Below are 24,705 nucleotides of genomic sequence, written 5' to 3'. Positions count from 1 at the left end.
CCCGAGGAGACCTTCGTGCGAAGCCCGGCGTGGCGGGACCACCGGAGCCCGGTGGTCCCGCCGGTTTCTACGCGGGCACCACGTCGAGCCGTGGGCCGGCGGGTTGCCCGGCCCCGGCCAGGGCCAGCAGGGTCTGCCCGGTGGCGTCGTCGACGACGGCGACCCGTACCGCTTCGGGTTCGGCGTCGACCAGCGGAACCGCGAAGACCGCGGTGGCGGGCCGGCCCTGGTAGCGGGCGGCGTGGCCGACGAAGCGCCACTCGCCGTCGTCCCAGTGCTCGCGGACGTCGGAGCGGAGCAGCGGCGCCACCCGCCGGTAGGAGTCGCTGAGCTGGACCTGCTGCACGGTGGCGAGCAGCGGCAGCCCGGTCCCGCCGCGCAGCGGGTTGGTCAGCCGGGCACGCAGCCGGCGCAGCGGGAGCAGCCAGGCGGCGTCCAGTTCGGGCGAGAGCACCACCAGGGCCGCCGCCTCGGCCAGCAGCGCGGCGCCGCCGGCGAGCGGGTGGTCGGCGAGCGCGGCGGGCCAGGCGCCGGGCACCAGGGTGGCCAGCCCGGCCGCCGCCACCAGCAGCCCGGCCCGGCCGAGGCTGCGACCGGAGATCGGGGTCGGACGGCTGCTCAGGCAGCCGCACGAGGAGGTGGGTGCGGCCCGGCGGGCGTACGCCAGGTAGCCGAGGAAGCCGACGGCCAGGGCGGTCGCGGCGGCGGTCTCCAGCCGCAGGGCGGGCGGCAGCACGAGGAGCGCGCCGAGGGTCAGCTCGACGCCCCCGAGCAGCCGGTACGCGGGCAGCGCGCGGCGTTCCCCGAGCAGGGGGACGAGCCCGGAGCGCCGGGCGGCCGCCGCGGCGTGCCGGTGGAGAAGTTTGACGCGGGCGGACCAGATCAGCACCGCGCCGACGACCAGCGGTTGCAGCGCCGCGATCAGGTCGATCATGGGTTCTCCCCTCGGGTGGGGCCGACGGGTGACGCCCGGGCGGCACGGGTGGCGCGCCGCCCGGGCGTGACCCGGTCAGGCGGCGGCGTAGACGGTGGCGATGTCGATCTCGTTGGTGTCGGGGTGCCAGGCGCCGAGCACCTGGACGTGCCGGCCGACCCGGAGCAGGGACAGGTCGCTGATGGCCGGGGTGCCGTTGTAGACCGCGGCGGACCGGCCGGGCACGACGTGGGCGACGATGCGCTGGCCCTTGTGGTCGAGGTGCAGCAGGTTGCGGCCGACGGCGGCGATGTGCGCGTGCAGGTTGACGATGTTGACCCAGACCGAGTCGGCGGCGAGCGTGCCGTCGGGCAGGCGGACGCCGCGGGCGTAGAGCCCGTCGCCGATGGCGACCTGGTCGAAGGTGGTCGGGTGCAGTTTCCAGATGCTCGTGCCGTCGGTGATCCGGATCGAGTGCAGCACGGTGTCGGAGCCGGTGACCAGCAGCAGGTGGCCGGAGATCTTGCTGATCCGGCCCTCGACGAAGTTCGGGTCGGGCGCGCCGGGTTCGACGGTCGCCGGCTCGGCGGCGAAGGCCGCCTCGGGGGCGAGCGAGCCGAGTCCGGTGGCGCCCACCACGCCGCCGAGCGCGGCGGTGGCGAGGAGGCGGCGGCGGTCCAGGGTCTGGGGCATGGCGGAACCCTCCCGTTCAGACGGTGTCGACCGAGCAGGGCCGCAGCCCCACGGAGAGACTGCCGATCGCACTGAACGCCGCGGGCGTCAGGTCGATGATCCGGTTGCTGCCGCAGGCCGAGCCGCAGCAGGTGCGCTCGCCGCAGAACAGGTCCGTCTGCGGGCCGCAGTCGGCGATGGTGGTGCCGACCCGGGCGCCGTTGCAGAGGTTGGTGGTGTAGTGCCGGAAGCCGCAGCCGCGCCGGCTCATGCTGAGGCCGCAGGTGTCCGGATGGGTGATGGCCCAGCACGCGTCCGAGGTGTTCGGCCAGGCGTGCTGGTAGTTGCCCGACCTGCAGGTGCCGCAGGCGCCGCCCCCGGCGGTGCCGCACGGTCCCCAGGCGGTGCCGCAGCAGAACCACGACACTTCGCCTCGTATGGCCGCCATGGATACCTCCTTCCCGATCGTTGATCTACAACGATGGATGTCGATATAGATGGCGATTGTTGTGACGAAAACCATCCACGTCAACAGGCGGGCCGAAGATTTCCTACGGGCGGAATTCCTCCGCCGGGTCAGCGTCCGGCGGGAACCACGTACGGGAAGGAGGTGGCGCGGGCGTCCTTGGTGACGTCGGAGGTGAGGCCGGAGGTTATCCCGGTGTTGAGCACCAGGGAGAACATCACCTCGGGCGCGTTGTCGGCCATGGTGCGCCCGTTGCGGGCGGCGAACCCGTAGTTCGCCGGGGTGCCGACCTGGTAGGACAGCAGGTCCGGGTAGACCTCGCGGGCCACGCTCCAGCCGTACGCCCCCGGGTCCGGCGCGGTGCCGTTGGCCGCCACCACCCGGGCGACCGTCGAGGCGATCTCCTCGCCGTCGGCCCGCAGGTCCTCACAGGGGTGACGGGTGTTGGCGGGGTTGGAGAAGTCGGTGTCGGTGGGCCAGAAGATCGGCCACATCATCGGGTGGCCGGCGCGGTTGATCTGCCGCCACCCCCCGGCGTCGGTGGCCAGCTTGGTGGCCGCCCAGACGCCGATCCGGGTGCCGTCGCCGAGCATCGGCTCGTCCCGGGACACCTCGAGCACGATCGAGTCGACGGTGGTGCCGGCGAAGCTGTTCTTCGCGTTCTCCGGCCGCCAGGCGGAGCGGTCCAGCCGGGCGCCGTTCTTGAAGGCGTCGTTGACGGTGGCGAGCTGATCCAGGTCGATGTAAAAGGGGTCGGTGATCCGCCCGGCCCAGACCCGGAGGTTGCCGCCGGTCACCTCCTCACCCGTGCGCCCCTGGGCGACCATCGTTCCGGTGGCGCCGTCGTCGCGGGCCTCGGCGCCGGTGAGGGCGTGCACCGTGAGCTCCTGCCGGCCCTGGCCGTCGAGTTCGCCGAAGGCCACCCGGTAGGTCAGCTCCTCCATCTCGCTGCCGTCGACGTGGACCTTGAACTCGTACCGCGCCTCGTGGTGGAAGCCGGGCTTGATGTCGGCCCGGGTCACCGAGCTGTTGACGTCCATCACCAGCACGGTCCCGCGCTCGCCGTCGAAGACGAAGAGGTCGTTGAGGTAGAGCTGGCCGCTCTGGGCGGCGAGCGGGGTGTCAAGGTGGTGCGACATGGCTGTCTCCCGGATCAGCGGCTCGGCACGGCAGGCCCGAGCCTATCCGGGCAGAACAACCCAAAAGCTCCAATCCGAACTTTCTGTCCGGACCGTCGATGGGTTACCGTCGGCGGGTGACCCCGGTGGAGGCCGCGGCGGCCGCGTACGCCCAGTGGCTCACCCCTGCCCTGCCGCTCTACGGCAACGACCACGAGCGGGCCGACTTCGCTCCCTGAGGCGCCCCGGCACCGGACGCCTCCTTTCCCCGTCACGTCGCACCGGGAGCGATGCCTCATGTCCGTCGACCGTTCCGGGATCCGGGCGGTGCTGCGCGCACCCCAGGTCCTCCGGGTCCTCCTCAGCAGCCAGGTCGGCCGGCTGCCCACCGCCAGCGGGCCGCTGGCCCTGCTCCTCTTCGCCCGCCAGTCGTTGAGTCTGGCCGCCGCCGGGCTGCTGGTCGCCGCGTACACCGCCGGGATGGCGGTGGGCACGCCGCTGCTCGCCCGGGCCGTGGACCGCTGGCGGCAGCCGCCCGTGCTGTGGGGCGCGGCGATCCTCTCCGGCCTCGGGTTCGGCGCGGTGGCGCTGACCGGCGGCCACGTCACCGGCGCCGTGCTCGGCGCGGCCGTGGCCGGACTGGGCACGCCGCCGCTGGAGGCGTGCCTGCGTACCCTCTGGCCCGCCCTGCTCCCGCCCACCACCGTGCCCACGGCCTACACGCTGGACATCGCCGTGCAGGAGGTGATCTTCGTGGTGGGCCCGCTGGTCACCCTCCTCGCGGTGACCCTGGCCGGCCCGCCCGCCGGCCTGGTCGCCGCCGGGGTGTTGCAGCTCGCCGGCACCGCGGCGTACGCGCTCAGCCCCGCCGTCCGCGCCTGGCGCGGCGTGCCGGCGGCCCGGCACTGGGCGGGCCCGCTGCGCGTACCCCGGTTCACCGTGCTGATGGCCGGCGTGGTCGGCGTCGGCGCGGCGGTCGGCAGCATCGCGGTGGCGGTGACCGGCTACGCCGAGACGGCCGGCGACCGGCGGCTCAGCGGGTGGCTGCTCGCGGCGCAGGCGGCCGGCGCGCTGGCCGGGGGCCTGCTCTACACCCGGGCCCGGCCGGGCGGGCCCGGGCGGCTGCCGCTGCTGGCCGCCGGGCTCACGGTCGGCTACCTGCCGTTGCTGCTCGCCCCCGGCCCGGCCCCGATGGCCGGCCTGCTCGTGGTCAGCGGGTTGGCGCTGCCGCCGGTGCTGACCGCCATCTTCCTCACCGCCGAGCGGCTCGCCGAGCCCGGCACGGTGGCCGAGGCGTTCGCCTGGGTGAGCACGGCGTTCGTGGTGGGCAGCGCCGCCGGCTCCGCGCTCGCCGGCCCGCTGGTGTCGACCGACCTCCGGTACGGGCTGGCGATCGCCCCGGCCGCCGCGCTGCTCGGCACGGTGGTGCTCTGGGCGGTGTCGCGCGCCGACGGGTCGCGACGGCCGGAGAACGGTCCCGAGCCCGGAGCCGAGGTCTACGCTCGGTCCTCATGAGACCCGCGCGTCCGGGGACCGGCAATCCGGCGCCGGCCGACCGGGTGACCGCTGTCGAGGTCTTCTTCGACCTCGTGTTCGTCTTCACGTTGACCCAGCTCACCCGGGTGCTGGAGGAGGATCTGTCGCCGGACGGGCTGGGCCGGGTGCTGCTGCTCTTCGGCATCCTGTGGTGGATGTTCGACGGGTACGTGTGGCTGGCCAACCACGTGCCGCCCCGGGTGCCCGCGCAGAAGTTGCTGCTCTTCGTGGGGATGGTCGGTTTCCTGCTCGCCGCGGTCGCGGTGCCGGACGCCTTCGACGGCACCGGGCTGCTCTTCGGCGTCGGTTACCTCTTGGTGATCACCGTCCACCTGCTGCTGTTCACCCGGGCCGACATCGGTCCGGCACTGGCCCGGCTCGCCGGGTACAACCTGGGGTCGACCCTGCTGGTGGTCGTGGGCGGCTCCGTCGACGGCGTCGCCCGGTACGCGTGCTGGCTCGCCGCGCTCGCGCTCCAGTCGGTCGTCCCGTACCTGGTGCCCCGGTTCTCCTGGGTGCGCGTGCTGCCCGCGTTCCGGCTCCAGCCGGGACACTTCGTCGAGCGGCACGGGCTCCTGGTGATCATCGCGCTGGGCGAATCCGTGGTGGCCATCGGGATGGGCGTGGACACCAACCACCTCGCGGTCGGCTTGGTGGCCGTCATCGCCCTGGCGCTGGCGCTGCCGGCCGCCCTGTGGTGGACGTACTTCACCGACACGCCGGCGGAGGAGGTGCGGTTGGCGGCGACCGGCACGGAGCGCGCCCGGCTGGCCCTCCGGCTGGGCTTCGCCCACGTTCCGCTGCTGCTGGGCATCGTGGTGGCCGCGGCCGGCATTCACGCCGCGGTGGCCCACCCGGGGCAGCCGGCCGACCGGGGCTCGGCGCTGGCGCTGGCCGGCGGCGTGGCGCTGTACCTGGCCGGGATCGTGGCCCTGCGTCGCTCGCTGCACGCCGCTCCGGTGCTCAGCCGGCTGGTCACCGGCGCGGCCGTGCTCGCCACCATCCCGGTCGGTACGCGCCTGAACGCCGGCGTGCAGCTCAGCGCAGTGGTGCTGGTGCTGGTCGTGATGCTGGTGGTCGACCGGCGGCGGCACGCCATGGCGACCGAAGCTCCGCCCGGTCGGTGAGTGCGGCAGGTCAGGCCGCCGCGCGGCTGATCGCCGGGTCCGCAGCCTCCGCTCCGGCAGGGCTGTGCGTTGTCCGGCTGGTCGGCGTAGTGTCGCTGCCGGGTCAAGACATGCGCCCTCCGCCCGCTCGCGGCACACCCGCCAGGAGCGAACACTGAGTGTCACCACCGGAGCGCCATGTCAGAGCACCTCCCACCCTGCGGTCACCACCGCGTCCCCATCGCGGCCGGATCTTCGCGCCCGGACGAGGCCGTCCTGTGGCTGGCCTGCACCGCGTCGGGAGCCGTCACCCGGATCAGCGTCGCCGGTGAGATCGACATGAGCAACGCCCATCTGCTCGTCGAACTCGTGGAGTCCCTCGTCCGCCCGCCGCCGGTCGCGGTGGAGGTGGACCTGTCGGAGGTCACCTTCTTCTGCGCCCACGGCATCAGCGCCCTGCTACGGGCCCGGCGACTGCTGGCCGACCGGGGTGGGCGGTTGACGGTGCGGAACCCGTCGGCGATCGTCCGCCGCGTCCTCGGCATCACCGATGCACTGAGGGAGTTGGAGGTCGTCCCGGCCGTCGTCCGGCCACGGGCGGACGGCCACGCGAGGGCACCCGGCGCGGGTCACGCCATCGGCAGCAGCGGCTCGGCGACCGGCACCTCGCACCACACCACCTTGCCGGGCGGTTCCGGGTAGGAACCCCATTCGACGCTCAGCGTGTCGACCAGCCACAGGCCCCGGCCACCGATCGCGGTCAGGCGCGGCCGGGTGAGCAACGGCGGGCGCGGACTGGAGTCGGTCACCTCGAGGCGTACCCGTTCGCGGTGCAGCCGGAGTGCCAGGCGCAGCGGCGGCCGGCCGTGCCGCACCGCGTTCGCGATCAGTTCGCTGGCCACCAACTCCGTGGTGTCCGCGACCTGGAGCCCCACCTCCCACCGCCACAGCTGTTCGCCGACGAAGCGGCGCCCCTCGGCGCAGGCCGTACCGGCGTTGGGCAGGTCGGCGAGGACGGCGACGCGCAGGGCCGGTCCGGACGGCGGCGGGTCTGACGGCAACGTCGGTCCAGAGGCGGAACGTGGCGGTGGGCGGCCTGCCTCGACGGCGCTCAGCGCATTGCCACCAAATGGTGGCCCACCCGACAAGTGTGGCACGTCGCGGCCGGGCCCGCCGTCGGCCGCCGCTCCGGCGGTCGATGGGTACACCCCGGCACAGGTGCTCGGCGGAGGAGGTGTTCGCCATCCTGGCGCGGGTGTCGCAGGACTCCAACCGGAAGCTACGGGAGGTCGCCGAGTCGCTGGTCGACCGCGCGGTGAACGGGCCGCGGGACTGACCGCGGCACCAGGGTCAGCGCCGCACCTCGCGCCAGCCCGTGCCGCTGCCGCGCCACGCACCGGCCAGGATGCTCGCCGAGCCCCGGCTCGGGCACTCCTGGATCTTCGACCGGCCGGCGGCGCCGCCGATCTGAGCCTGCACTTCCCACCGGTGCCCGTCCGTGCGGATGTAGACGTCACGGCGCCCACGCGGGGCGCTGACCCCGTTCCACCAGTGCTCCTCGACCATCACGTGGTGACGGTATCTCAGCAGCCGACCGGCCCGCATCTGCCGGTACGGGCCGGATTGCCGGCTCAGCCGTCGAGGCGGCGGACCATGTTCATGATCGTCTCGACCTGGGCGCCACCTTTGATCGGATAGTTCGAAGCGCCGAGGTAGCCCCACCAGTCCCAGCAGCCGTTCGGGTTCACCCCGCTGGCGACCGCCTGCGGATAGAGCACGATGAGTCGATTGGTGTCGGCGTACTGGTTGAGGTTGGCCCGGTCGACGAAGGCCGTGCCGACCTTCGCGTACCCCTGAGCGCAGCCGTGCAGGGCGACCAGCAGCCGGCAGGTGGTGCCGGCGGCGCAGGCGCTCGGCACGTACGCGAAGCCGTTGGCGTCCATGCTGAGCCCGTTGGCCCAGCCGTTGGTGGCGAAGGTGTCCTGACCGAACCGGATCAGGGTGCCGCCCAGCGGGCCGGTGTTCGGCGGAGAGACCGAGCCGAGCAGCTTGCCGAGGAGGGCGCCCTGCGGGTCTGTGCCGCAGTCGGCGAGGAACGGCGAGGCGGTGGCCGTGCAGCCGACCGTGCCGTACGGGGTGACCCACGAGTGGCCGGCCGCGCCGCCGGAGTCGTAGCGGACGCTCGCCCCGAAGTCCTGGTAGTAGCGGACCAGGTCGTCGGTGACCGATTTCTTCACGGTGCTGTCGTTGTTGCCGTGGTAGACGTACACCGGTTGGCCGGCGAGGTTGCCGGTGCCGTCCACCCAGCCGTAGGACGCCCAGGTGCGGGTGTAGCTCTCCAGCGTGGCGACGTGGGTGGGGTAGAGGTTGTCGCCGCAGCCGTAGAGGGCCTGGGAGACGTTGTTCTGGGCGCAGTAGTAGGGCCCGGCCGCGAAGATCGCGGCGCCCCGGATCCGCGCCGAGTACGCGACCTGGAGCTGGGTGGCCAGGTAGCCCCCGGAGGAGACCCCGGCGACGTACACGGCGGAGATCGGGTAGGTGCGCAGCGAGCCGGTGACCGGGGTCCTGGTGTAGGGCGTGCCGGCGGCCCGGGCGGCGACGCCGCCGGGCAGGACCAGGAGGAGGGCCGCGGCGAGGATGGTGGCGGCTTTCCACGGTGTCTTCATGGCGTTCTCCCGTCGGAGCGCCGGCGGGACGGCCGGCATGCCGGCACGTTAACGTGACATAGACCACAGCAGATATCCGGGCGCCCGACACCTCGCGGACGGCGGCGGTGTGGCCGGCCCACGGTCGTTTCCGCCCCCGCTACGTCGGGTACGCGCCGACCATGCCCGAGGGCCACCTCATCCACCGGTACGCGCGGGAGCAGCACGACGCGCTCGCCGGAGCCGACGTCACGCTCTCCAGCCCGCAGGGCCGCTTCGACCCGGCCCCCTACGCGGGCCGCCCACTGCGGGCCGTCGAGGCGGACGGCAAGCACCTGCTCTACCACTTCCCCGACGCGCCCCTCCTGCACGTGCACCTCGGCCTGCGCGGACTGTTCCTGCGCTACGACGACCCGACGGTGCCGCCGCGCCCCGGCACCCGGCTGCGGCTGGCCGGCCCGGCGGTGGCGTACGACCTCATCGCGCCGATCCGCTGCGAGCCGCTGCCGGCGGACGCGGAGCGCGCGCTGCGGGCGTCGCTCGGACCGGACCCGCTGCGCGCCGACGCCGACCCGGCCGAGGCGGTCCGCCGGCTGATCGCGACCGGGGCGCCGGTGGGCGCCGCGCTGCTCGACCAGGCGGTCTGGGCCGGCATCGGCAACGCCTGGCGGGCCGAACTGCTCTTCCTGGCCGGGCTGGACCCGGACGCGCGGTCGGTCGGCGCCGCGGCGGCGGAGCGGCTGTGGCGGCTCGCCGTCGTTCACCTCGCGCTCGGGCGGGACCTGGGCCGGGTGGTCAGCGATCCGGCCGCGCCGGACGAGCGGTGGGTGTACAAGCGGGAGCGCTGCCGCCGCTGCGGCAGCCCGGTGCGGAGCTGGCAACTGGCTGGCCGGACCGCGTACGCCTGCCCGGTGGACCAACCCGCCGGTTAATTCGGTTGGCGGCCGGCGGGCCGGTGGCTAGCCTCGCCGCCAATGTCACTCCGACTGCCTAAAGAGGGTGTTCTGGTGCCCGTGCCGAGCCTCCACCGTCTCGTTCCGACATCCGCACCCTTGTTCTGGAGTGACCGCATTGGATCTGCCACGTAGCTTCACCATCCGCGAGGGCGACCTCCGGATCCTCAACCCGTTCGACGACGCCAAGCTCGCCACCCTGGGCCGGGCGATCAAGCTCCGACCCGGCGCGTCGATCCTCGACCTGTGCAGCGGCAAGGGCGAGCTGCTCTGCACCTGGGCCCGGGACCACGGCGTGACCGGCACCGGGGTCGACCTGAGCAGCGCCTTCACCGCCGCCGCCCGGGCGCGCGCCGCCGAACTGGGCGTCGCCGACCGGGTCCGGTTCGTGCACGGCGACGCCGCGACCCACGTACCGGAGCAGCGCTACGACCTGGCCGCCTGCGTCGGGGCGACCTGGATCGGCGGGGGTGTCCCCGGCACCCTGGACATCCTGGAGCGCGGCCTGCGCCCCGGGGGGATGGTCCTGGTCGGTGAGCCGTACTGGCGGCTCGACCCGCCCGACGAGGAGACCGTGGCCGGCTGCCACGCCCGCTCGCGGGAGGAGTTCCAGGACCTGCCGGGCCTGGTCGGGCTCTTCGGTGAGTGCGGCTGGGACCTGGTCGAGATGGTCCTCGCCGACCAGGACAGCTGGGACCGGTACGCCGCCGCGCACTGGCTCAACCTGCGCCGCTGGCTCGACGCGAACCCCGACGACGAGCTGGCCGGGGAACTGCGCCGGGAACTGACCGAGGATCCGCTGCGGCACGTCCGCTACCAGCGGGAGTATCTGGGCTGGGGCGTCTTCGCCCTGCTCCGCCGCTGACCGGCCGGACCGGCTCCCGCCCCGCGGGCGGGAGCCGGTCCGGATCGGCATAGCGGACGGCTACGCAGGGTAGAGGCAGATCATGGGACAGCTGCGCACGTCGCCGCCACCGCCGCGGGCCGCCGAGCTGGAGCAGTGGGTGCTCGCCACGGCCGAGGAACTGCGCGAGCTGCGGGCCCTGCTGCGCGACGCGCTGACCCGGCACGGCCTGGTCCAGGGCGAGGACCTCGACGAGGTGCCCCACCTGGTGGTGCTCGTCGCCACCGAACTGGCGACCAACGCGCTGCGGCACGGCCAGCCGCCGACCATCGTCACCCTGCTCGCGGCCGACGACTACTTCCTGCTCGACGTGGCGGACCACGACCTGAGCACGGTCCCGGGGTTGGACGACATCCACCCGCTCGACTCGGGCGGGCGCGGGCTGATGCTGGCCCAGTCGGTCTCGCTGGACGTCGGCTGGTACGCCACCGACGAGACCAAGAACATCTGGGCCTCGTTCCCCCGCTGACCGTTCACGAATTGCTTAACAAATTGTTCTCCACTTAATGTGAGCTGCTTTACACCGTCCGCAGTGGACGGGCCGTAGGGTCCTCTTCGAACCGCCCGGGAGAAGACCCTCCCGCCGGTTGTCCCGAAAGACCGCGGGAGATCCCCGCGACTATTCGCAAAGGACCTGAACAGATGCGTAAGCTCACCCGATCCGTCCTGCTGGCCGGCATCGCCGGGGCCGTCCTGGCCCCGTCCACCGCCCACGCCGCGACCCCGGAGCCCACCACCGCGCTGCTGGGCACGTACGGCTTCGGCCGCGCCGCGGTCATCGGCGAGGCCGGCCGGACCGCCGGCACTTGGGAGGCGTTCTCCGTGCGGTCGGGCTTCGCGGGCGACGACCTGATCGTCACCTACCGGCCCCGCACCACGGCGTACCCGACGGAGAAGCAGGTCTACACCGCCGCCTTCGACCAGGTGCCCGACGCCCAGGCCGAGTGCCGGCAGGTCGGCGCCGAGGGCGTCGCGCGCCGGGTCTGGGTGTCGTTCCGCTGCCGGACCGGCTTCGCCCCCAGCTACACCCTCTTCGTGCGCTGACGCCGCCGCGTCAATTCCTTCCCGTAATTTCGCCGGCCCCCGGCGAATTGCGCCGGGGAATCGTTCCGACAGCCGCCGGCACACCCACCGGCGATGCTTTTCCCCAGCGCCACCACAAAGCCGGTGGCACCATCAGGAGTAGTTGATGAAGCGCATTTTCTCCCGGACCCTCGGTGCCCTGGCGGGCACCGGCATCGCCCTGGTCGTGGCGGCCCCGCCCGCCGCCGCCGCGGACGACACGTTCCAACTGGCCGCCGGCAGCGCCACCGCCTACGGCACCTACCAGCTCATGATGAGCATCCCCGAACGCCCGGTCCCGCCCGTCGCGGTCGACGGGACCCTCGCGGTCAACCACCGCGGCCGGTGCGCCGTCGTCCAGATCGCCTACAACGGTCCGGCGGACGGCATCGAGTGGCGCACGGTGAACAGCCTCTGCGGCCGCGGCAGGACCACCTTCCAGGGCCGTGCGGACCACCTGCGGGGTGGCTTCCTGCCGAGCCTGCGGCTCTGCGCCGGCCGGACGATGGCGCAGGCCGAGCGGGGTGACCGCTGCGACGTCCACGCTCCGGCGTCGCAGAGCTGACGTCTCAGTGCCAGGGCCGTTCCGCGCCGCCGCCACAGGTGCGGAACGGCCCTGGCCGGGGGTGGTTCCCGCCTCAGGCTCGCGCGGACGCCGACGACGGGCAGTCGAGCCGGCTGCGCAGATCGCTCATCTGGTGGGCGAGCTGACGGCCCGTGGGGGTCTGCGGCGGCGTGGCGCGGTAGGTGTCGTCGAGCGTCACCACCAGATCACACAGGTTCTGCACCGAGTGCCGGGCGACCGCGTTCGCGTACACCATGGACGAGATGGTCGCGACCAGGGCGAAGAGGAACGACACGATCATGACCCGCGTGGTACGGGATCCCAGGTGCCACTGCTGGGCCGTCATGTCACTCCCCCCTTCCGCAGGGCGGCGGCGATGGCGATGGTGGCGGCCGTGAGTCCGGCCAGTGAGATGGTGACGGCGAATCGGTCGTATCGCTGACGCCATTGCGCCGCAGCGACAGGAGCCCAACCCCCGCGGGAATCCCGAGGATGGTCACGTACGTCCCCAGGAGAACGGCGTTGGCCTGACCGGGCGGCACGATCGTCGTCTGATGGACGATTCCGCCGAGCCCCACGAGGATGCAGCCGCCATCGAGGAACATCCTCATGGCTCGCTCTGCTTTCATCTTCCACAGCCCTTAACCCTTCCGTCGCCACCGCTGCCGTACACCCGTCGGCACGAGACGGGACGAACGGCAGCCGGCTCACCGGAGCTGGTACGCCTGGCGCTGTCCCGCTGCCGCTGAGGCCAGCCGGCGACGGTGGACTGTCCCAGGCGACGCACTGCGTCGGGCGCTCCTCAACCGTAGCCACGGTGGCGGGTAAAACCCCAGGTCAGAGGCACTATCTGCAATTTGCGTCCGATGGTGCGGGGGCCGTCTGGCCGCGATTTCCCCCGGTCAGTTCTCCGCCGGGATCGGGTCGTCGTACTGGCCGGACGGGCCACTGTGCAGCGTGCCGTCCACCCGGGGCCACGCGTTCGGGGCGCAGCCGTGCAGGCCGAGCGTCTGCTGCTCCATCACCGGCGCTGGGCCGCCGGCCCGTGGGCAGAGTTCGTGGCCCCGACCGAGCCGGTGCCCCACCTCGTGGTTGAGCAGGTACTGCCGGTAGAGGCCGAGGTCGGGGAAGTACGGTACGCCGTGCACCCAGCGGGCCACATTGATCACCACCTGGTCGCCGTTGCGGCAGGAGGTGTAGTGGTCGGTCGTGTCGGCGCAGAGCCGGCCCCGGGTCACCGGCGTGGTCAGCAGCACGGTGAAGTCGGCCCGATCCTCGCGCCCCACCCGTTGCAGCCGCCACCGGCCGTCGCCGGTCCAGCCGCGCGGGTCGGCCAGGTCGCCGCCACCTCCCGGGCGAAGCGCTCCACGTCGACGTTGCCGATGCCCTCCTCGACGGCCACCCGGTAGCGGAGCAGCTCGCCACCCCGGCCGGCCACCGCGCCGACCCCGGTGGCGGTGCGGAAGCCGCCCGTACCCCGGGCCGGGTAGCTGATGCCGGGCGGCACCCGGCCGGCGGCCGGGACCGGCGACGCGACGGGCGTGGCCACCGCCGGGCGGGCGGGCCCGGCGGCCGGTGCGCTCGCCCGCACGCCGGCCGCGACCAACAGGTCCGGATGGCGCCGGGCCGCGTACCCGGCGAGGCCGGCCGCGACCAGCAGCACCACCACGAACAGGGTGCCCGCGCGGGACGCCCGCCGCCGACGGTGCAGACCCCGGTCCCGCCCGCCCCGCCCGCCCACGCCGATCTCCGTCCGTCGCGCCGCCCCGCTCGGTCAGGAGTACGGACGCCGGGTCCGGACGGATGAACGGTGAGCGCGCTCACCGGTCGCGGCAGGGCCCGCGCCGGTACCGTTCGTTCCCGGGTGCGCGACCCGCCACCTGCCGCCAGAGAGGGAGCTCACCCGTGCCCGATGCCGAGCAGGTGCTCGCCGACGCCCTCGCGGCGGCGCGCGGCACCGACGTACGCGCGGCCGAGCGGGCCCTGGACCGGCTGGTGGTCGGCGACCCGCCGGCGGTGGACGCGGCCCTGCTCGCCCGGCTGACCCGCGGCGTAGCGCGGCTCTGGTCACGCGGCTGGCAACCCGTCGACCTGGAGCGGATCGCCACCCGCCGGCTGACCCTCCGGGGCGCCCGGCTGCTCCGGGACGTGCTGGCCGCGCAGCGGCGTGCGATGCCCGAGCCGGTCCCGTCCTGGTTCGACGACCAGCTCGCCGAGCTGGGCGCGCGGTGGGACGGCGACCCGGGCTGGCTGGACCGGCGCGCCGAGGGCGACCGGATCAGCGCGCTGCGGGACGCCGTCGACGCGCTCGCCCTGGTGGCGGGGCTCCCGCCCATCGCGGTGCTCCGTCCGCCGCCCGGCGGACCGGCCGCCGCCCCGCGCGCCGCCGCCCCGGCCACCGGGTCACGGATGCTCGACCGGGTACGCGCGCTGCTGGCCAAGGCCGAGTCGACCACCTTCCCCGCCGAGGCGGAGGCGCTCACCGGCAAGGCCCAGGAGCTGATGGCCCGGCACAGCATCGACGCCGCCCTGCTCGACGCCGCCGCCGAGCGACCCGACCGGCCCAGCGGCGTGCGGCTCGGCACCGACGCCCCGTACGCGGCGGCGAAGGCGCTGCTCATCCAGGAGGTGGCGGCGGCCAACCGCTGCGAGTCGATCTGGTCCGACGACCTGGGCTTCGCCACCGTGCTCGGCTTCCCGGCCGACCTGGTCGCCGTCGAGCTGCTGCACACCTCGCTGCTGGTGCAGGCCACCGCCGCGATGCTGCGCGGCCGGGGCGAGCGCCGCGCGGGCAGCGGCCGACGGACCAAGAGCTTCGACGAGTCCTTCCTCAACGCGTTCGCGCTGCGGATCGGGGAGCGGCTGCGGACGGCCACCGCGGCGGCGGCCGAGGAACGGGCCGACGACCGGCTGCTCCCGGTGCTCGCCGCCCGCTCCGACGCCGTCCGCGAACGGATCGACGAGCTCTTCCCCGGCGTCACCCGGCACCGGCTCCAGGTCCGCGACGCGGAGGGCTGGACCTCGGGCACCACGGCCGCCGACCGCGCCTCGCTCGACGCCGGCGCCCCGACGCGCCGCCCGCTGCGCGGAGGCCGCTGACATTTTCCTCGGGAAAGATGTCGGATCAGACGAGCCGGCTCCGACCCGTCTGCGAGAGGCGCCACCGCCGGTGGCCCCGACCCGAGGAGTTGACCGTGAAGTACATGCTGCTGATCTGGAACCGGCCCGGCTTCGTGGAGGAGCTGTCCGAGGAGGAGCGGAACGCGATCTTCGGCGAGGTCGACGTGATCATGAAGGAGCTGACCGAGTCCGGCGAGCTGGTCGGCGGGGAGGCGCTGGCCCACCCGTCGCAGACCCGCACCGCCCGGCCCGCCGCCGGGGGCGTCGAGATCACCGACGGGCCGTTCGTGGAGAGCAAGGAGCAGTTCGCCGGCTACCTGACGGTCGACTGCGAGACCCCGGAACGGGCCGCCGAGATCGCCGCGAGCTGGCCGGACGTGCGGCACGGCTTCGGCGTGCTGGAGGTGCGGCCGGTGATGGAGCAGGCCGGGACGGAGATGTGACCGAGCGGGCGGTCGAGGACCTGCTGCGGACACTCGCGCCGCAGGTCCTCGGCGTGCTCGTGCGCCGGCACGGCCAGTTCTACGCCTGCGAGGACGCCGTCCAGGAGGCACTGCTCGCCGCCGCCACCCAGTGGCCGGCGCAGGGCGTGCCGGACCATCCCCGCGCGTGGCTCGTCACCGTGGCGACCCGCCGGCTCACCGACGAGTGGCGCAGCGAGCGCGCCCGCCGGGACCGCGAGGTCGCGGTGGCGGTCCGGGAACCGGCGTACGCGGCGGTCGCCCCGGCCGCCGACGAGGAGCCGCCGAGCGGGGACGACACGCTGAAGCTGCTCTTCCTCTGCTGCCACCCGGCGCTCACGGTCAGCGCTCAGGTGGCGCTGACCCTGCGGGCGGTGGGCGGGCTGAGCACCGCCGAGATCGCCCGGGCCTACCTGGTGCCGGAGGCCACGATGAGCCAGCGGATCCGCCGGGCCAAGCAGCGGATCGAGGCCGCCGGAGCCCGGTTCGCCATGCCCTCGTCGGCCGACCGCGACGCGCGGCTGCACGCCGTGCTGCACGTCCTCTACCTGGTCTTCAACGAGGGCTACACCGCCTCCAGCGGGGCGGAACTGCACCGCGCCGAGCTGACCCGGGAGGCGATCCGGCTGGCCCGGGAGCTGCGCCGGCTGCTCCCCGACGACGGCGAGGTGGCCGGGCTGCTGGCCCTGATGCTGCTCACCGACGCGCACCGGGCGACGCGCACCGGCCCGGGCGGTGAGCTGATGCCGCTGACCGAGCAGGACCGCACCCGCTGGGACCGGGCCGAGATCGAGGAGGGCGTCGCCCTGGTGACCGAGGCGCTGACCTGGTCGGCCCCCGGGCCCTACCAGGTGCAGGCCGCCATCGCAGCGGTGCACGCCGAGGCGCCCACCGCGGCCGACACCGACTGGCGGCAGATCGTCGCCCTCTACCGGGTGCTGGCCCGGCTCGCCCCGAACCCGATGGTCACGCTCAACCAGGCCGCCGCGGTGGCCATGGTGGACGGCCCCCGGGCCGGGCTCGCGCTGCTGGCGCCGCTGGACGCCGACGAACGCACCGCCGGGCATCACCGGCTCGCCGCGGTCCGCGCCCACCTCCTCGAACTGGCCGGCGACCGCGACGACGCCCGGACCGCCTACCTGGCCGCCGCCCGGGCCACCACCAGCCTGCCCGAACGGCACTACCTGGAGGTACGCGCCGCGCGGCTGGCCACCGACCGATGAGTTACGCCGACCGGAAGGGTCCACCGGACATGGGACAGGTCACCAGTCAACTGTCGGTGTCGCTCGACGGATACGTCGCGGCGCCAGGGCAGAGCCGGCAGGATCCGCTCGGTCGGGGCGCCCTGCGCCTGCACGAGTGGTTCTTCTCCACCGAGAGCTGGCGCGAGCAGCACGGGCTGGCCGGCGGGGAGCGGAACATCGACGCCGAGGTGGTCGACGAGATGACCGCGGGCATCGGGGCGTACGTGATGGGGCGTCGGATGTTCGGCGGCGGCGAGGGCCGCTGGGATCCGGACTGGACCGGCTGGTGGGGCGAGGACCCGCCGTTCCGGGTGCCGGTCTTCGTGCTGACCCACTACCCGCGCGAGCCGCTGGTCATGCGGGGCGGTACGGAGTTCCACTTCGTCAGCGACGGCATCGAGGCCGCGCTGGCGCGAGCCCGGGCAGCGGCGGGCGACCTCGACGTGGCCGTGGCGGGCGGGGGCGGCGCGGTGCGGCAGTATCTCGCCGCCGGGCTGCTCGACTCGCTCTGGCTGCACGTGGTGCCGATCGTCCTGGGCGGCGGCACGCCACTCTTCGACGGTCCCCTCGACGTGCCCCTGCAACCGGCGAAGGTGGTGGCCGCCCCCACGGTCACCCACATCCGCTACCAGGTCACGCGCTGACCCCTCTCGCTGCTCCGCTCCTCGGCCGGCTGCCGACCGTCCGAGAGCTCAGAACAGCCGCCCGCGATAAGGGTGGGCCCTGCCCCACTTCTCCTCCCAGCGCAGCAGCGCCGCCTGCCACTCCGGCAGGTCCGGCCGGTACTCGCGGACCAGCGGACGCTCGGGAAGAGTCACCAGGAAGGACCAGTAGTCCTCCAACGCCTGCTTCACCTCGTCGACCGGGTACTCACCGTGCTCGTGCTCCAGCCAGGAGTTCTGAATCACGATGCCGGATGAGGCGAAGGAGACCTCGTAGTTCTCACTGCTCCACTCCTCGAACGGCGGGCGGCCGTTCGACACGTCGTCAATCATCGCCAAGCCGTCGAGACAGACGAGGAAGTGCCGCGAGACGTCCGCGATCAGCCAGGCCCCCAGCGTCTCGTGGCGCTTGTCGTCCACGCGGAACACCGGGAGGTTGAACTGATCGAGCGAGAACGTGATGAAGCTCAAGGTATTCCTTCCGCAGATCAGACGACGGGCCACCCGTGGGTGAACCCACCGGCGCCATCGTAGAAGCCTTCGATGGTCAGGCCGCGGTACGTGCCACGCCACATGTTCCCGCCCGCGGGAACCGCGTTGTTGAAGGCTCCGGGGACCGCTGCGTCCACCTCCGCCGGAGTCCAGTGGTCGGGATAGAAGGAGCTGACGCCGTTGTTGCCCGCCTTGGGCTTCCACTCTCCGTGTGGTGGGTTCCGCGTCGGGTCGAAGAACTCGGGTTCCGCCTCGTACGCCCCGGTTCGCGGATCCCGGTTGACGGTGCCGGGCTTGAGCCGGCGGCCCGGGAAGTCCTGGCCGCCCGGCCGGTAGTGATAACCCGACCCCTTCGGGTGCCCGGGCTTCACGTGCCCGCCGAAGACGTGGTCCCGGAAGTGGGCGTTCATCCGCCCCGGGCGATTGCGCTTGTTGGCGCGCTTCAGGTATTTCAGCGCCGCGCGCATCAGGCGGCCGCTGGCCTTCCCCGATCCCTTGGCCATCAGCCCGTCACCCGTCGAGGAGTTTCCAGATGACCTCTTGGACGAGGTTGCCGACGATGGTCCGGGCCAACTGCTGGAAGATCGGGATTTCCAGGAGCGAGGCGCCGAAGGTGACCGCCGCCGTGGCGATCGCCTGGGCGATCTCGATGGCCAGGATGACCAGTTGCACGATCACGGCGATCTTCAGGGCGAGCACGATCGCGCCGCAGATGATCAGCCCGGTGCCGGTGAGCACCGCGGCGGTCACCCCGTCGCGCAGGCTGTCGGCGGGGCTGTCCTCCCGGTTCCACCAGGACTGGAAGGCGGTGATGTCCTGGCCCGTGTGACTGGACCAGACGGTGGCGGCCCCGGTGTTCGCCTCGGCCACCACGCCGGACAGGGTGCCGGAGAAGCGGATCCAGGCGTTGCCCATCTCGAAGAGCTTGACCTCGTCGGCCTCCGGCCAGGTGTAGCCGAGGATGCCGAGCAGCGAGCGCAGCTCGCCGGGTAGTTCGAGCCCCACCGTCAGCCTCCCAGCGCCTGCCGCAGCCCGTCGAAGCCCTGTTTGATGGCGGCCTCGACCTCGGCGTACCGGGCGGCCATGTCGGTGAGGTCGGTGCCGGCGGCGGCGATCTCCTCAAGGGCGCTGTCGAAGCACTCGAAGGCGAACGCGGAGACCTCGTCGTGAGCGGCGCCGATGAGCGAACCGATGTCGTCGGAGCCCCAGGGCCGGCCGAAGGCGGCCAGCTCGGCCTGGAACGCCGTCATGGCCTGGCTGAACCGGGTGGCCACGTCGCCCAGCGCGCGCCCGGAGCCGCCCAGCCCGTCCGGGTCGACCTCGATGGCCATCACCGGCCGCCCTGACGGGACAGCCGGTCCTGGGCCTCGACCAGCGCGTCGGTGAAGGCGGTGAGCTGCCGGCCGGCGTCCTCCTGGATCCGGCGCAGCTGCTCGCCGAGCGAGCCCAGGTCGACCTCGCCGGACACCGCGGCGGTCGCCTTCTCCTGGAGGTCGGCCAGCGCCGCGTTGACCGCCCCGCTGATCTCCTCGGCCAGGGATTCACTCGGCAGCCGCATCACCCGAGGATCGAGGATCAGCCCGGTGATCCGCCCGGGCGGACCGGCGGTCACCCGGACCAGGCCATCGGCCGCCTCGCCGACCCCCTCAGGGGGCGGGGGCGCCTCGCCGTCGGCGCCGGCCGTGAATCGCCCCAGCGCGGACATGGTCTCGGACAGCACGCGGCCGAGACCGGACGGATCGACGGGGTGGGCCATGCCGAGCTCCTCCGGGGTCGAGGTCGTCTCGCATGCTACGCACTCCGCGCCAACCACGGTGACCCGTAGTGCGCGACTGTGGACAGTGTGATGTGGACGACCCCGGCCGTCAGGCGCGGCACTCCCGGGTGAGCCGCTGCGGGATCTCGACGAACGTGGAGCTGAGCCACTTCACCGGGGTCGACGACTTCGCCCCGGCCTCGATCCGCCGGGCGGCGTCGCCGACCAGCGCCTTGATCTCCGGGTCCTCGGCCCGGGTGGCCTGCCGGCGTACGTCGTCGGCCAGGTCCGCGAGGTCGGCCTTGACCTCGTCGTTGATCTGCTCGGGGGTGAGCTGCCGGCGGGTCGCCGCCGCGGAGTCGGCGGCGATCTCCTTACTCTTGGCGATGATCAGTTTGTCGACCTCGGCGCAGACGGCGGCGGTGTTCGCCGCGGTGACCGGCGAGGGCGCGGCGGTGGCCGTGGGCGCGGGCGTGGGCACGGCGGTGACGGTGGGCGCGGCGGTCGGCTCGCCGGCCGGCGCCGCGCTCTCCTCCCCCGTGGGCTGGCAGGCCGCGGCGAGCGCGGTCATCGTCACCAGGGCGGCGGTGCGAATCGCGGTGGTACCGGACATCGTTCTCCCGTGCGTTCGGCGGCCGTTGTCCCGGCCTGCTCCGGCGGTGACGGCGCGCGGCGGGGGATCACCGCCACGCGCAGCACGCCGGGCCGGCAGGGCTCTGCCGGCCCGGCGACACGTACGACAGTAGGTCAGCTCTTGAACGCGTCCTTGATCTTTTCGCCGGCCTGCTTGATGTTTGCGGCGGCCTGGTCGTTGCGGCCCTCGGCCTCGAGGCGCTCGTCGTCGGTGGCGCGGCCGACGCCCTCCTTGACCTTGCCGGCGGTGTTCTCGGTCGCGTTGTCGATCTTGTCGTCGATACCCATGGGAACCTCCACTCAGCAGTTTCCTGACCAGGTGGAGGTACCCGGGCCGCCACCCGCTCAACCACACCGCCCGGGTGAACGGACGGCGCCGCCGGCCCCGGGGAGACCGGGACCGGCGGCACGCGACCGGTCAGCCGACCGGGCGGAAGCCGCGCAGCCGGAGGCTGTTCGCCACCACGAAGACCGACGAGAAGGCCATCGCGGCGCCGGCGATCATCGGGTTGAGCAGGCCGGCGGCGGCCAACGGCAGGGCGGCCACGTTGTAGGCGAAGGCCCAGAACAGGTTGCCCTTGATGATCGCGAGGGTCCGCCGGGAGAGCCGGATGGCGTCCACGGCGGCCATCAGGTCGCCCCGGACCAGGGTCAGGTCGGACGCCTCGATGGCCACGTCGGTGCCGGTGCCCATGGCCAGCCCCAGGTCGGCCCGTGCCAGCGCGGCGGCGTCGTTGATCCCGTCGCCCACCATGGCGACGGTCCGCCCCTCGCCCTGGAGCCGCTCGACCACGGCCACCTTGTCGGCCGGCAGCACCTCGGCGATCACCTCGTCGATGCCGACCTCGGCGGCCACCGCCTTCGCCACCGTGGCGTTGTCGCCGGTGAGCAGCACCGGGGTCAGCCCCAGCTCGCGCAGCCGGGCGACGGCCGCCCCGCTGGTCGGCTTCACCGCGTCGGCCACCGCGAGGACGCCGCGGGCCCGGCCGTCCCAGCCGGCCAGGACCGCCGTCCGGCCGGCGGCCTCCGCGCCGGTCGCCGCCCGCACGACCTCCTCGGGTACGTCGAGACCGCGCTCGCGCAGCAGCCGGAGCCGTCCGACCACCACCTCGCGGCCGTCGACCGTGCCGGTGACGCCGAGGCCCTCGGCGTTGGCGAAGCCGGTGACCGCGGGCAGCGGTCCCGCCTCGGCGGCGCCGTCGGCGACGGCGCGGGCGATCGGGTGCTCGGAGGCGCCCTCCAGCGCGCCGGCCAGCCGGAGCAGCTCGGCGGCGTCCGTACCCTCGGCGGGCAGCACGTCGACCAGGGTCATCTTGCCGGTGGTGACGGTGCCGGTCTTGTCCAGCACCACGGTGTCGACCTGGCGGGTGGACTCCAGCACCTCCGGCCCCTTGATCAGGATGCCGAGCTGGGCGCCCCGCCCGGTGCCGACCAGCAGCGCGGTCGGGGTGGCGAGGCCCAGCGCGCACGGGCAGGCGATGATCAGCACCGCCACCGCGGCGGTGAACGCGGCTGTCGTCCCGGCCCCGCTGCCGAGCCACCAGCCCAACGTGCCGGCTGCCAGGGCGATCACGATCGGCACGAAGACCCCGGAGATCCGGTCGGCGAGCCGCTGCACGGCCGCCTTGCCGGTCTGCGCCTGCTCCACCAGCCTCGCCATCTGGGCGAGCTGAGTGTCCCCGCCGACCCGGGTGGCCCGGACGACGAGCCGGCCCCCGGCGTTGACGGTGGCGCCGACCACGGTGTCGCCCGGCGCCACCTCGACCGGCACGGACTCGCCGGTGAGCATGCTGGCGTCGACCGCCGAGGTGCCCTCCTCGACCAGGCCGTCGGTGGCGACCTTCTCCCCCGGGCGGACCACGAACCGGTCCCCGACGACCAGCTGGTCCACCGGGATCCGGGTCTCCTGCCCGCCGCGCAGCACCGCCACGTCCTTGGCGCCCAGCTCCAGCAGGGCGCGGAGGGCGGCGCCGGCGGTCCGCTTCGACCGGGCCTCGAAGTAGCGGCCGGCGAGGATGAACACGGTCACCCCGGCCGCGGCCTCCAGGTAGATGTTGCCGGCCCCGTCGGTACGGGTGATGTCGAAGCGGAACGGGTGGGTCATCCCGGGCATGCCGGCGTCGCCGAGGAAGAGCGCCCAGAGCGACCAGCCGAACGCGGCCAGCGTGCCGAGCGAGACCAGGGTGTCCATGGTCGCCGCGCCGTGCCGCAGGTTGATCCAGGCGGCCCGGTGGAACGGCAGCCCGCCGTACGCCACCACGGGGGCGGCCAGGGTCAGCGACAGCCACTGCCAGTAGTCGAACTGCCAGGCCGGCACCATGGCCAGCACGATCACCGGCACGGTCAGCACGACCGACACCCACAGCCGGGTACGCAGCCCGCGCAGCTCGTCCACCGGCTCCGCGGTCGCCTCGGTCATCGCCTGGCTGGGCGGCGGCGGGACGACGGCCGTGTAGCCGGTCTTCTCCACAGTGGCGATCAGGTCGGCCGGGGCCACCTCGTCGGCGTAGCGGACGGTGGCCTTCTCGGTGGCGTAGTTGACCGTGGCCTCGACGCCGTCCATCCGGTTGAGCTTCTTCTCGATCCGGGCGGCGCAGGAGGCGCAGGTCATGCCGCCGATCGCGAGCTCGATCAGGTTCGGCGCGACCGGCAGGGACTTCGCGGTCGATGTCATCGCGGCACCTCCGGTCAATTGTGCCCGTGCCCCGGGGTGCCGTGGCCGGCATCCGGGGTCGGTGCGGTCGTGGGGGCCGGCGCGGTGGGCGCCGGCGCGGTCTGGTCCCCGGCCACAACGGTGAACTCCGCGGTGTGCACCGCCTCGCCGTGCCGGAAGTCCAGGTAGAGACGGTACGTGCCGACCGAGGGCACCTCGGCGGCGAAGGTGACCGCCGGCCCGGCCGGGGTCCGCCCGTCGCCGGGCGTGCCCTCCGGGTGCACGTGCAGGTACGCCAGGTCGCCCTGGCGCAGGGCCACCAGGTGCCCGTACGCCCCCAGGTAGGGCTGGAGGTCGGTGACCGGTCGGCCGTTGCGGCTGACGGTCAGGGTGAGCCGGCTGGTCCGGCCGGGCTGGGGCGCGCCGCTGAGGGTGACCGTGTAGCCGTCGACCGTGGTGCTGGTCGCCGGCGCGGGCAGCGGCCGGGAGTCCAGCGCGCCGGGGACGGTGACGTCGACCCCGAGCGTGAGCGGCTCGCCGCCGGTCGGGGTGAAGTCGGCGAACGCCCGCCAGACGCCGGGCCCGGCGAGCGGCGAGGCGACCCGCCAGGTGCCGTCGGCGGCCAGCTCCGGGTGGACGTGCCGGAAGCCGGAGAGGTCGCGGCGGGCGACGATCAGGTGCATGCGCTTGTCGTGCGCGACGTCGTAGGAGGTGACGGGCCGGCCGTCCGGGCCGGTGATCCGGAAGGCGAACTCGCCCGCCGGTGCGGTCACCGGCTGGAGCGTGTAGCCGCGCTCGGAGACGAGCAGCCCGCCGGGCAGGTGGGGGGTGGCGGTGGCCGCGTGGCCCCCGTCGCCGTGGTCGGATCCGGCGGAGTCGTGGCCGGCGTCGGTGGCGTCGTGGCGGGTCTCGGCGGCCGGGGTGACGGGGCCGGCCAGGTGACCGACCCCGTACGCCGTGCCGAACACCGCCGCGAGCCCGAGGGCGAAGCCGCTCAGCTTCGTCGCCGTGTTCATCGTGGTACCTCGGTTTCTTCGGGTCCGCGGACCCGTCACGCCCCGACGAGGTCGTAACCGGCCTCGTCCACGGCGGCGCGGACGGTGTCCGTGTCCAACGGGCTCTCACTGGTGACGGTGACCCGGCCGGAAGCCAGGTCGACCTGGATGTCGGTGACGCCCGGCAGCGCGCTCACCTCGGTGCTGACCGAGTTGACGCAGTGCCCGCAGGTCATGCCCTGCACCTGGTACGTGGTGGTGAGCATCGTGCATCTCCCTTCCCGCGCCTCTCATCCTATACCCCCGGGGGGTAGTCGGAGGAGAGACGGCTCCCACTCTGGCGTTACCGTTACCCGGTGGGGGTATCGGCCACAGCGAGGACCGTACCATACCCCCGAGGGGTACGCTATCCTTGGCGTCATGACCGCACCGACGACCCCGACCCGGGGCTACACCGCCAGCAAGGACCAGCTGCTCGCGCGGCTCCGCCGCATCGAGGGCCAGGTCCGCGGCATCGAGAAGATGGTCGAGGACGACCGCTACTGCATCGACGTGCTGACCCAGATCTCCGCCATCCAGGCCGCGCTCGACAAGGTAGGCCTCGGCCTGCTGGACGGGCACGCCCGGCACTGCATGCACGAGGGCGCCGCCGAGGGCCGCGCCGACGAGATGGCCAGCGAGATGATGGCCGCCGTCGGCCGCCTCATGAAGCGCGGCTGACCCGCACCCGGTAAACCGGCCGGCCCGGT

33 protein-coding genes and 1 pseudogene are annotated in these 24,705 nt (G+C 73.6%); 14 read left to right on the top strand and 20 right to left on the bottom strand.

Features of this window, described 5'->3' with window-relative positions:
• Nucleotides 1-67 precede the first annotated feature (67 nt).
• The 4 genes from AB0F68_RS04075 to AB0F68_RS04060 all read right to left on the bottom strand — a co-directional run bounded on the left by AB0F68_RS04075 (nt 68) and on the right by AB0F68_RS04060 (nt 3,190).
• Nucleotides 68-934, bottom strand: coding sequence for a MauE/DoxX family redox-associated membrane protein (locus AB0F68_RS04075; RefSeq protein WP_357332838.1), 867 nt, complete (start codon nt 932-934; stop codon nt 68-70).
• A 75-nt stretch (nt 935-1,009) separates the two neighbouring features.
• On the bottom strand, nt 1,010-1,606 hold the full coding sequence (locus AB0F68_RS04070; RefSeq protein ID WP_107078617.1) for a cell wall protein: 597 nt from the start codon (nt 1,604-1,606) through the stop codon (nt 1,010-1,012).
• 16 nt (nt 1,607-1,622) lie between these two features.
• Nucleotides 1,623-2,033 (bottom strand): hypothetical protein, encoded by a 411-nt coding sequence (locus tag AB0F68_RS04065; protein ID WP_357332837.1) that lies wholly within the window; start codon nt 2,031-2,033, stop codon nt 1,623-1,625.
• 128 nt (nt 2,034-2,161) lie between these two features.
• Nucleotides 2,162-3,190, bottom strand: a complete 1,029-nt coding sequence (locus AB0F68_RS04060) for a DUF4331 family protein (protein ID WP_357332836.1) — start codon at nt 3,188-3,190, stop codon at nt 2,162-2,164.
• A 276-nt stretch (nt 3,191-3,466) separates the two neighbouring features.
• Between AB0F68_RS04060 and AB0F68_RS04055 the strand changes: the two genes are divergently transcribed.
• The 3 genes from AB0F68_RS04055 (at nt 3,467) to AB0F68_RS04045 (ending at nt 6,513) form a co-directional block, all read left to right on the top strand.
• Nucleotides 3,467-4,684, top strand: a complete 1,218-nt coding sequence (locus AB0F68_RS04055; RefSeq protein ID WP_357332835.1) for an MFS transporter — start codon at nt 3,467-3,469, stop codon at nt 4,682-4,684.
• On the top strand, nt 4,681-5,832 hold the full coding sequence (locus tag AB0F68_RS04050) for a low temperature requirement protein A (RefSeq protein WP_357332834.1): 1,152 nt from the start codon (nt 4,681-4,683) through the stop codon (nt 5,830-5,832). Before AB0F68_RS04055 ends, AB0F68_RS04050 begins: the two co-directional genes overlap by 4 nt.
• A 177-nt stretch (nt 5,833-6,009) precedes the next feature.
• Entirely contained in the window at nt 6,010-6,513 is a 504-nt protein-coding gene (locus AB0F68_RS04045; RefSeq protein WP_357332833.1) for an STAS domain-containing protein, read from the top strand.
• Here AB0F68_RS04045 and AB0F68_RS04040 read toward each other — a convergent pair.
• The gene (locus AB0F68_RS04040; RefSeq protein WP_357332832.1) at nt 6,441-6,872 is read right to left on the bottom strand and encodes an ATP-binding protein; all 432 of its coding nucleotides are present in this window, start codon (nt 6,870-6,872) and stop codon (nt 6,441-6,443) included. The two genes, AB0F68_RS04045 and AB0F68_RS04040, sit on opposite strands and share 73 nt — an antisense overlap.
• Nucleotides 6,873-7,021: 149 nt before the next feature.
• Between AB0F68_RS04040 and AB0F68_RS04035 the strand changes: the two are divergent.
• Nucleotides 7,022-7,147: pseudogene (locus AB0F68_RS04035) on the top strand (ANTAR domain-containing protein); the annotation flags it as partial.
• A 14-nt stretch (nt 7,148-7,161) separates the two neighbouring features.
• Here the strand turns inward: AB0F68_RS04035 and AB0F68_RS04030 are convergent.
• On the bottom strand, nt 7,162-7,377 hold the full coding sequence (locus tag AB0F68_RS04030) for a hypothetical protein (RefSeq protein ID WP_357332895.1): 216 nt from the start codon (nt 7,375-7,377) through the stop codon (nt 7,162-7,164).
• Between the two features lie 65 nt (nt 7,378-7,442).
• Nucleotides 7,443-8,477, bottom strand: a complete 1,035-nt coding sequence (locus tag AB0F68_RS04025) for a PHB depolymerase family esterase (protein WP_357332831.1) — start codon at nt 8,475-8,477, stop codon at nt 7,443-7,445.
• 161 nt (nt 8,478-8,638) lie between these two features.
• Between AB0F68_RS04025 and AB0F68_RS04020 the strand changes: the two genes are divergently transcribed.
• From AB0F68_RS04020 to AB0F68_RS04000, 5 genes are all read left to right on the top strand, one after another.
• Nucleotides 8,639-9,388 carry a DNA-formamidopyrimidine glycosylase family protein gene (locus AB0F68_RS04020; RefSeq protein ID WP_357332830.1) on the top strand — a complete coding sequence of 250 codons (750 nt, stop codon included), beginning with the start codon at nt 8,639-8,641 and terminating at the stop codon, nt 9,386-9,388.
• Nucleotides 9,389-9,518: 130 nt separating this feature from the next.
• Entirely contained in the window at nt 9,519-10,274 is a 756-nt protein-coding gene (locus AB0F68_RS04015) for a class I SAM-dependent methyltransferase (protein ID WP_357332829.1), read from the top strand.
• A gap of 82 nt (nt 10,275-10,356) precedes the next feature.
• Nucleotides 10,357-10,782 carry an ATP-binding protein gene (locus AB0F68_RS04010; RefSeq protein ID WP_357332828.1) on the top strand — a complete coding sequence of 142 codons (426 nt, stop codon included), beginning with the start codon at nt 10,357-10,359 and terminating at the stop codon, nt 10,780-10,782.
• Nucleotides 10,783-10,955: 173 nt separating this feature from the next.
• Nucleotides 10,956-11,357 (top strand): hypothetical protein, encoded by a 402-nt coding sequence (locus AB0F68_RS04005; protein WP_357332827.1) that lies wholly within the window; start codon nt 10,956-10,958, stop codon nt 11,355-11,357.
• 145 nt (nt 11,358-11,502) lie between these two features.
• Nucleotides 11,503-11,940: a hypothetical protein gene (locus AB0F68_RS04000; RefSeq protein ID WP_357332826.1), complete on the top strand. Its 438-nt coding sequence runs from the start codon at nt 11,503-11,505 to the stop codon at nt 11,938-11,940.
• Between the two features lie 73 nt (nt 11,941-12,013).
• Here the strand turns inward: AB0F68_RS04000 and AB0F68_RS03995 are convergent, their stop codons facing one another.
• The 3 genes from AB0F68_RS03995 to AB0F68_RS03985 all read right to left on the bottom strand — a co-directional run bounded on the left by AB0F68_RS03995 (nt 12,014) and on the right by AB0F68_RS03985 (nt 13,681).
• On the bottom strand, nt 12,014-12,241 hold the full coding sequence (locus AB0F68_RS03995; RefSeq protein ID WP_357332825.1) for a hypothetical protein: 228 nt from the start codon (nt 12,239-12,241) through the stop codon (nt 12,014-12,016).
• 601 nt (nt 12,242-12,842) lie between these two features.
• Nucleotides 12,843-13,226 carry a DUF3152 domain-containing protein gene (locus tag AB0F68_RS03990; protein WP_357332824.1) on the bottom strand — a complete coding sequence of 128 codons (384 nt, stop codon included), beginning with the start codon at nt 13,224-13,226 and terminating at the stop codon, nt 12,843-12,845.
• Entirely contained in the window at nt 13,187-13,681 is a 495-nt protein-coding gene (locus tag AB0F68_RS03985) for a hypothetical protein (RefSeq protein ID WP_357332823.1), read from the bottom strand. The genes AB0F68_RS03990 and AB0F68_RS03985 overlap by 40 nt, the downstream gene beginning before the upstream one ends.
• Nucleotides 13,682-13,845: 164 nt before the next feature.
• Here AB0F68_RS03985 and AB0F68_RS03980 point away from each other — a divergent pair, with 164 nt between their 5' ends.
• The 4 genes from AB0F68_RS03980 (at nt 13,846) to AB0F68_RS03965 (ending at nt 17,409) form a co-directional block, all read left to right on the top strand.
• Nucleotides 13,846-15,039: a DUF2786 domain-containing protein gene (locus AB0F68_RS03980; protein ID WP_357332822.1), complete on the top strand. Its 1,194-nt coding sequence runs from the start codon at nt 13,846-13,848 to the stop codon at nt 15,037-15,039.
• A 104-nt stretch (nt 15,040-15,143) separates the two neighbouring features.
• A complete protein-coding gene (locus AB0F68_RS03975) occupies nt 15,144-15,503 on the top strand; it encodes a YciI family protein (RefSeq protein ID WP_357332894.1) in 360 nt (119 codons plus the stop codon).
• Nucleotides 15,500-16,744, top strand: coding sequence for a sigma-70 family RNA polymerase sigma factor (locus AB0F68_RS03970; protein ID WP_357332821.1), 1,245 nt, complete (start codon nt 15,500-15,502; stop codon nt 16,742-16,744). The genes AB0F68_RS03975 and AB0F68_RS03970 overlap by 4 nt, the downstream gene beginning before the upstream one ends.
• Nucleotides 16,745-16,773: 29 nt before the next feature.
• Nucleotides 16,774-17,409, top strand: coding sequence for a dihydrofolate reductase family protein (locus AB0F68_RS03965; RefSeq protein ID WP_357332820.1), 636 nt, complete (start codon nt 16,774-16,776; stop codon nt 17,407-17,409).
• A gap of 48 nt (nt 17,410-17,457) precedes the next feature.
• Here the strand turns inward: AB0F68_RS03965 and AB0F68_RS03960 are convergent, their stop codons facing one another.
• The 10 genes from AB0F68_RS03960 to AB0F68_RS03915 form a co-directional block, all read right to left on the bottom strand.
• Entirely contained in the window at nt 17,458-17,898 is a 441-nt protein-coding gene (locus AB0F68_RS03960; RefSeq protein WP_357332819.1) for a hypothetical protein, read from the bottom strand.
• A gap of 17 nt (nt 17,899-17,915) precedes the next feature.
• Nucleotides 17,916-18,422, bottom strand: a complete 507-nt coding sequence (locus tag AB0F68_RS03955) for an EndoU domain-containing protein (protein ID WP_357332818.1) — start codon at nt 18,420-18,422, stop codon at nt 17,916-17,918.
• A 7-nt stretch (nt 18,423-18,429) separates the two neighbouring features.
• On the bottom strand, nt 18,430-18,924 hold the full coding sequence (locus AB0F68_RS03950; protein WP_357332817.1) for a hypothetical protein: 495 nt from the start codon (nt 18,922-18,924) through the stop codon (nt 18,430-18,432).
• Nucleotides 18,925-18,926: 2 nt separating this feature from the next.
• Nucleotides 18,927-19,250 (bottom strand): hypothetical protein, encoded by a 324-nt coding sequence (locus AB0F68_RS03945; RefSeq protein WP_357332816.1) that lies wholly within the window; start codon nt 19,248-19,250, stop codon nt 18,927-18,929.
• Nucleotides 19,250-19,675 carry a YbaB/EbfC family nucleoid-associated protein gene (locus AB0F68_RS03940; protein WP_357332815.1) on the bottom strand — a complete coding sequence of 142 codons (426 nt, stop codon included), beginning with the start codon at nt 19,673-19,675 and terminating at the stop codon, nt 19,250-19,252. Before AB0F68_RS03940 ends, AB0F68_RS03945 begins: the two co-directional genes overlap by 1 nt.
• Before the next feature lie 109 nt (nt 19,676-19,784).
• The gene (locus AB0F68_RS03935) at nt 19,785-20,288 is read right to left on the bottom strand and encodes a hypothetical protein (RefSeq protein ID WP_357332814.1); all 504 of its coding nucleotides are present in this window, start codon (nt 20,286-20,288) and stop codon (nt 19,785-19,787) included.
• A gap of 134 nt (nt 20,289-20,422) precedes the next feature.
• The gene (locus AB0F68_RS03930) at nt 20,423-20,596 is read right to left on the bottom strand and encodes a CsbD family protein (RefSeq protein WP_357332813.1); all 174 of its coding nucleotides are present in this window, start codon (nt 20,594-20,596) and stop codon (nt 20,423-20,425) included.
• A 130-nt stretch (nt 20,597-20,726) separates the two neighbouring features.
• Nucleotides 20,727-22,982 (bottom strand): heavy metal translocating P-type ATPase, encoded by a 2,256-nt coding sequence (locus tag AB0F68_RS03925; RefSeq protein ID WP_357332812.1) that lies wholly within the window; start codon nt 22,980-22,982, stop codon nt 20,727-20,729.
• A gap of 14 nt (nt 22,983-22,996) precedes the next feature.
• Nucleotides 22,997-23,977 (bottom strand): hypothetical protein, encoded by a 981-nt coding sequence (locus AB0F68_RS03920; RefSeq protein WP_357332811.1) that lies wholly within the window; start codon nt 23,975-23,977, stop codon nt 22,997-22,999.
• 35 nt (nt 23,978-24,012) lie between these two features.
• The gene (locus AB0F68_RS03915; protein WP_357332810.1) at nt 24,013-24,222 is read right to left on the bottom strand and encodes a cation transporter; all 210 of its coding nucleotides are present in this window, start codon (nt 24,220-24,222) and stop codon (nt 24,013-24,015) included.
• 154 nt (nt 24,223-24,376) lie between these two features.
• Here AB0F68_RS03915 and AB0F68_RS03910 point away from each other — a divergent pair, with 154 nt between their 5' ends.
• A complete protein-coding gene (locus AB0F68_RS03910) occupies nt 24,377-24,676 on the top strand; it encodes a metal-sensitive transcriptional regulator (RefSeq protein WP_030504325.1) in 300 nt (99 codons plus the stop codon).
• Nucleotides 24,677-24,705: the final 29 nt, after the last annotated feature.

The organism is Micromonospora sp. NPDC023966 (assembly GCF_040639095.1).
Taxonomy (GTDB): Bacteria; Actinomycetota; Actinomycetes; order Mycobacteriales; family Micromonosporaceae; genus Micromonospora.
Note: the sequence above shows the minus strand (reverse complement) of the source record. Positions and strands in the feature narration are given on the sequence as shown.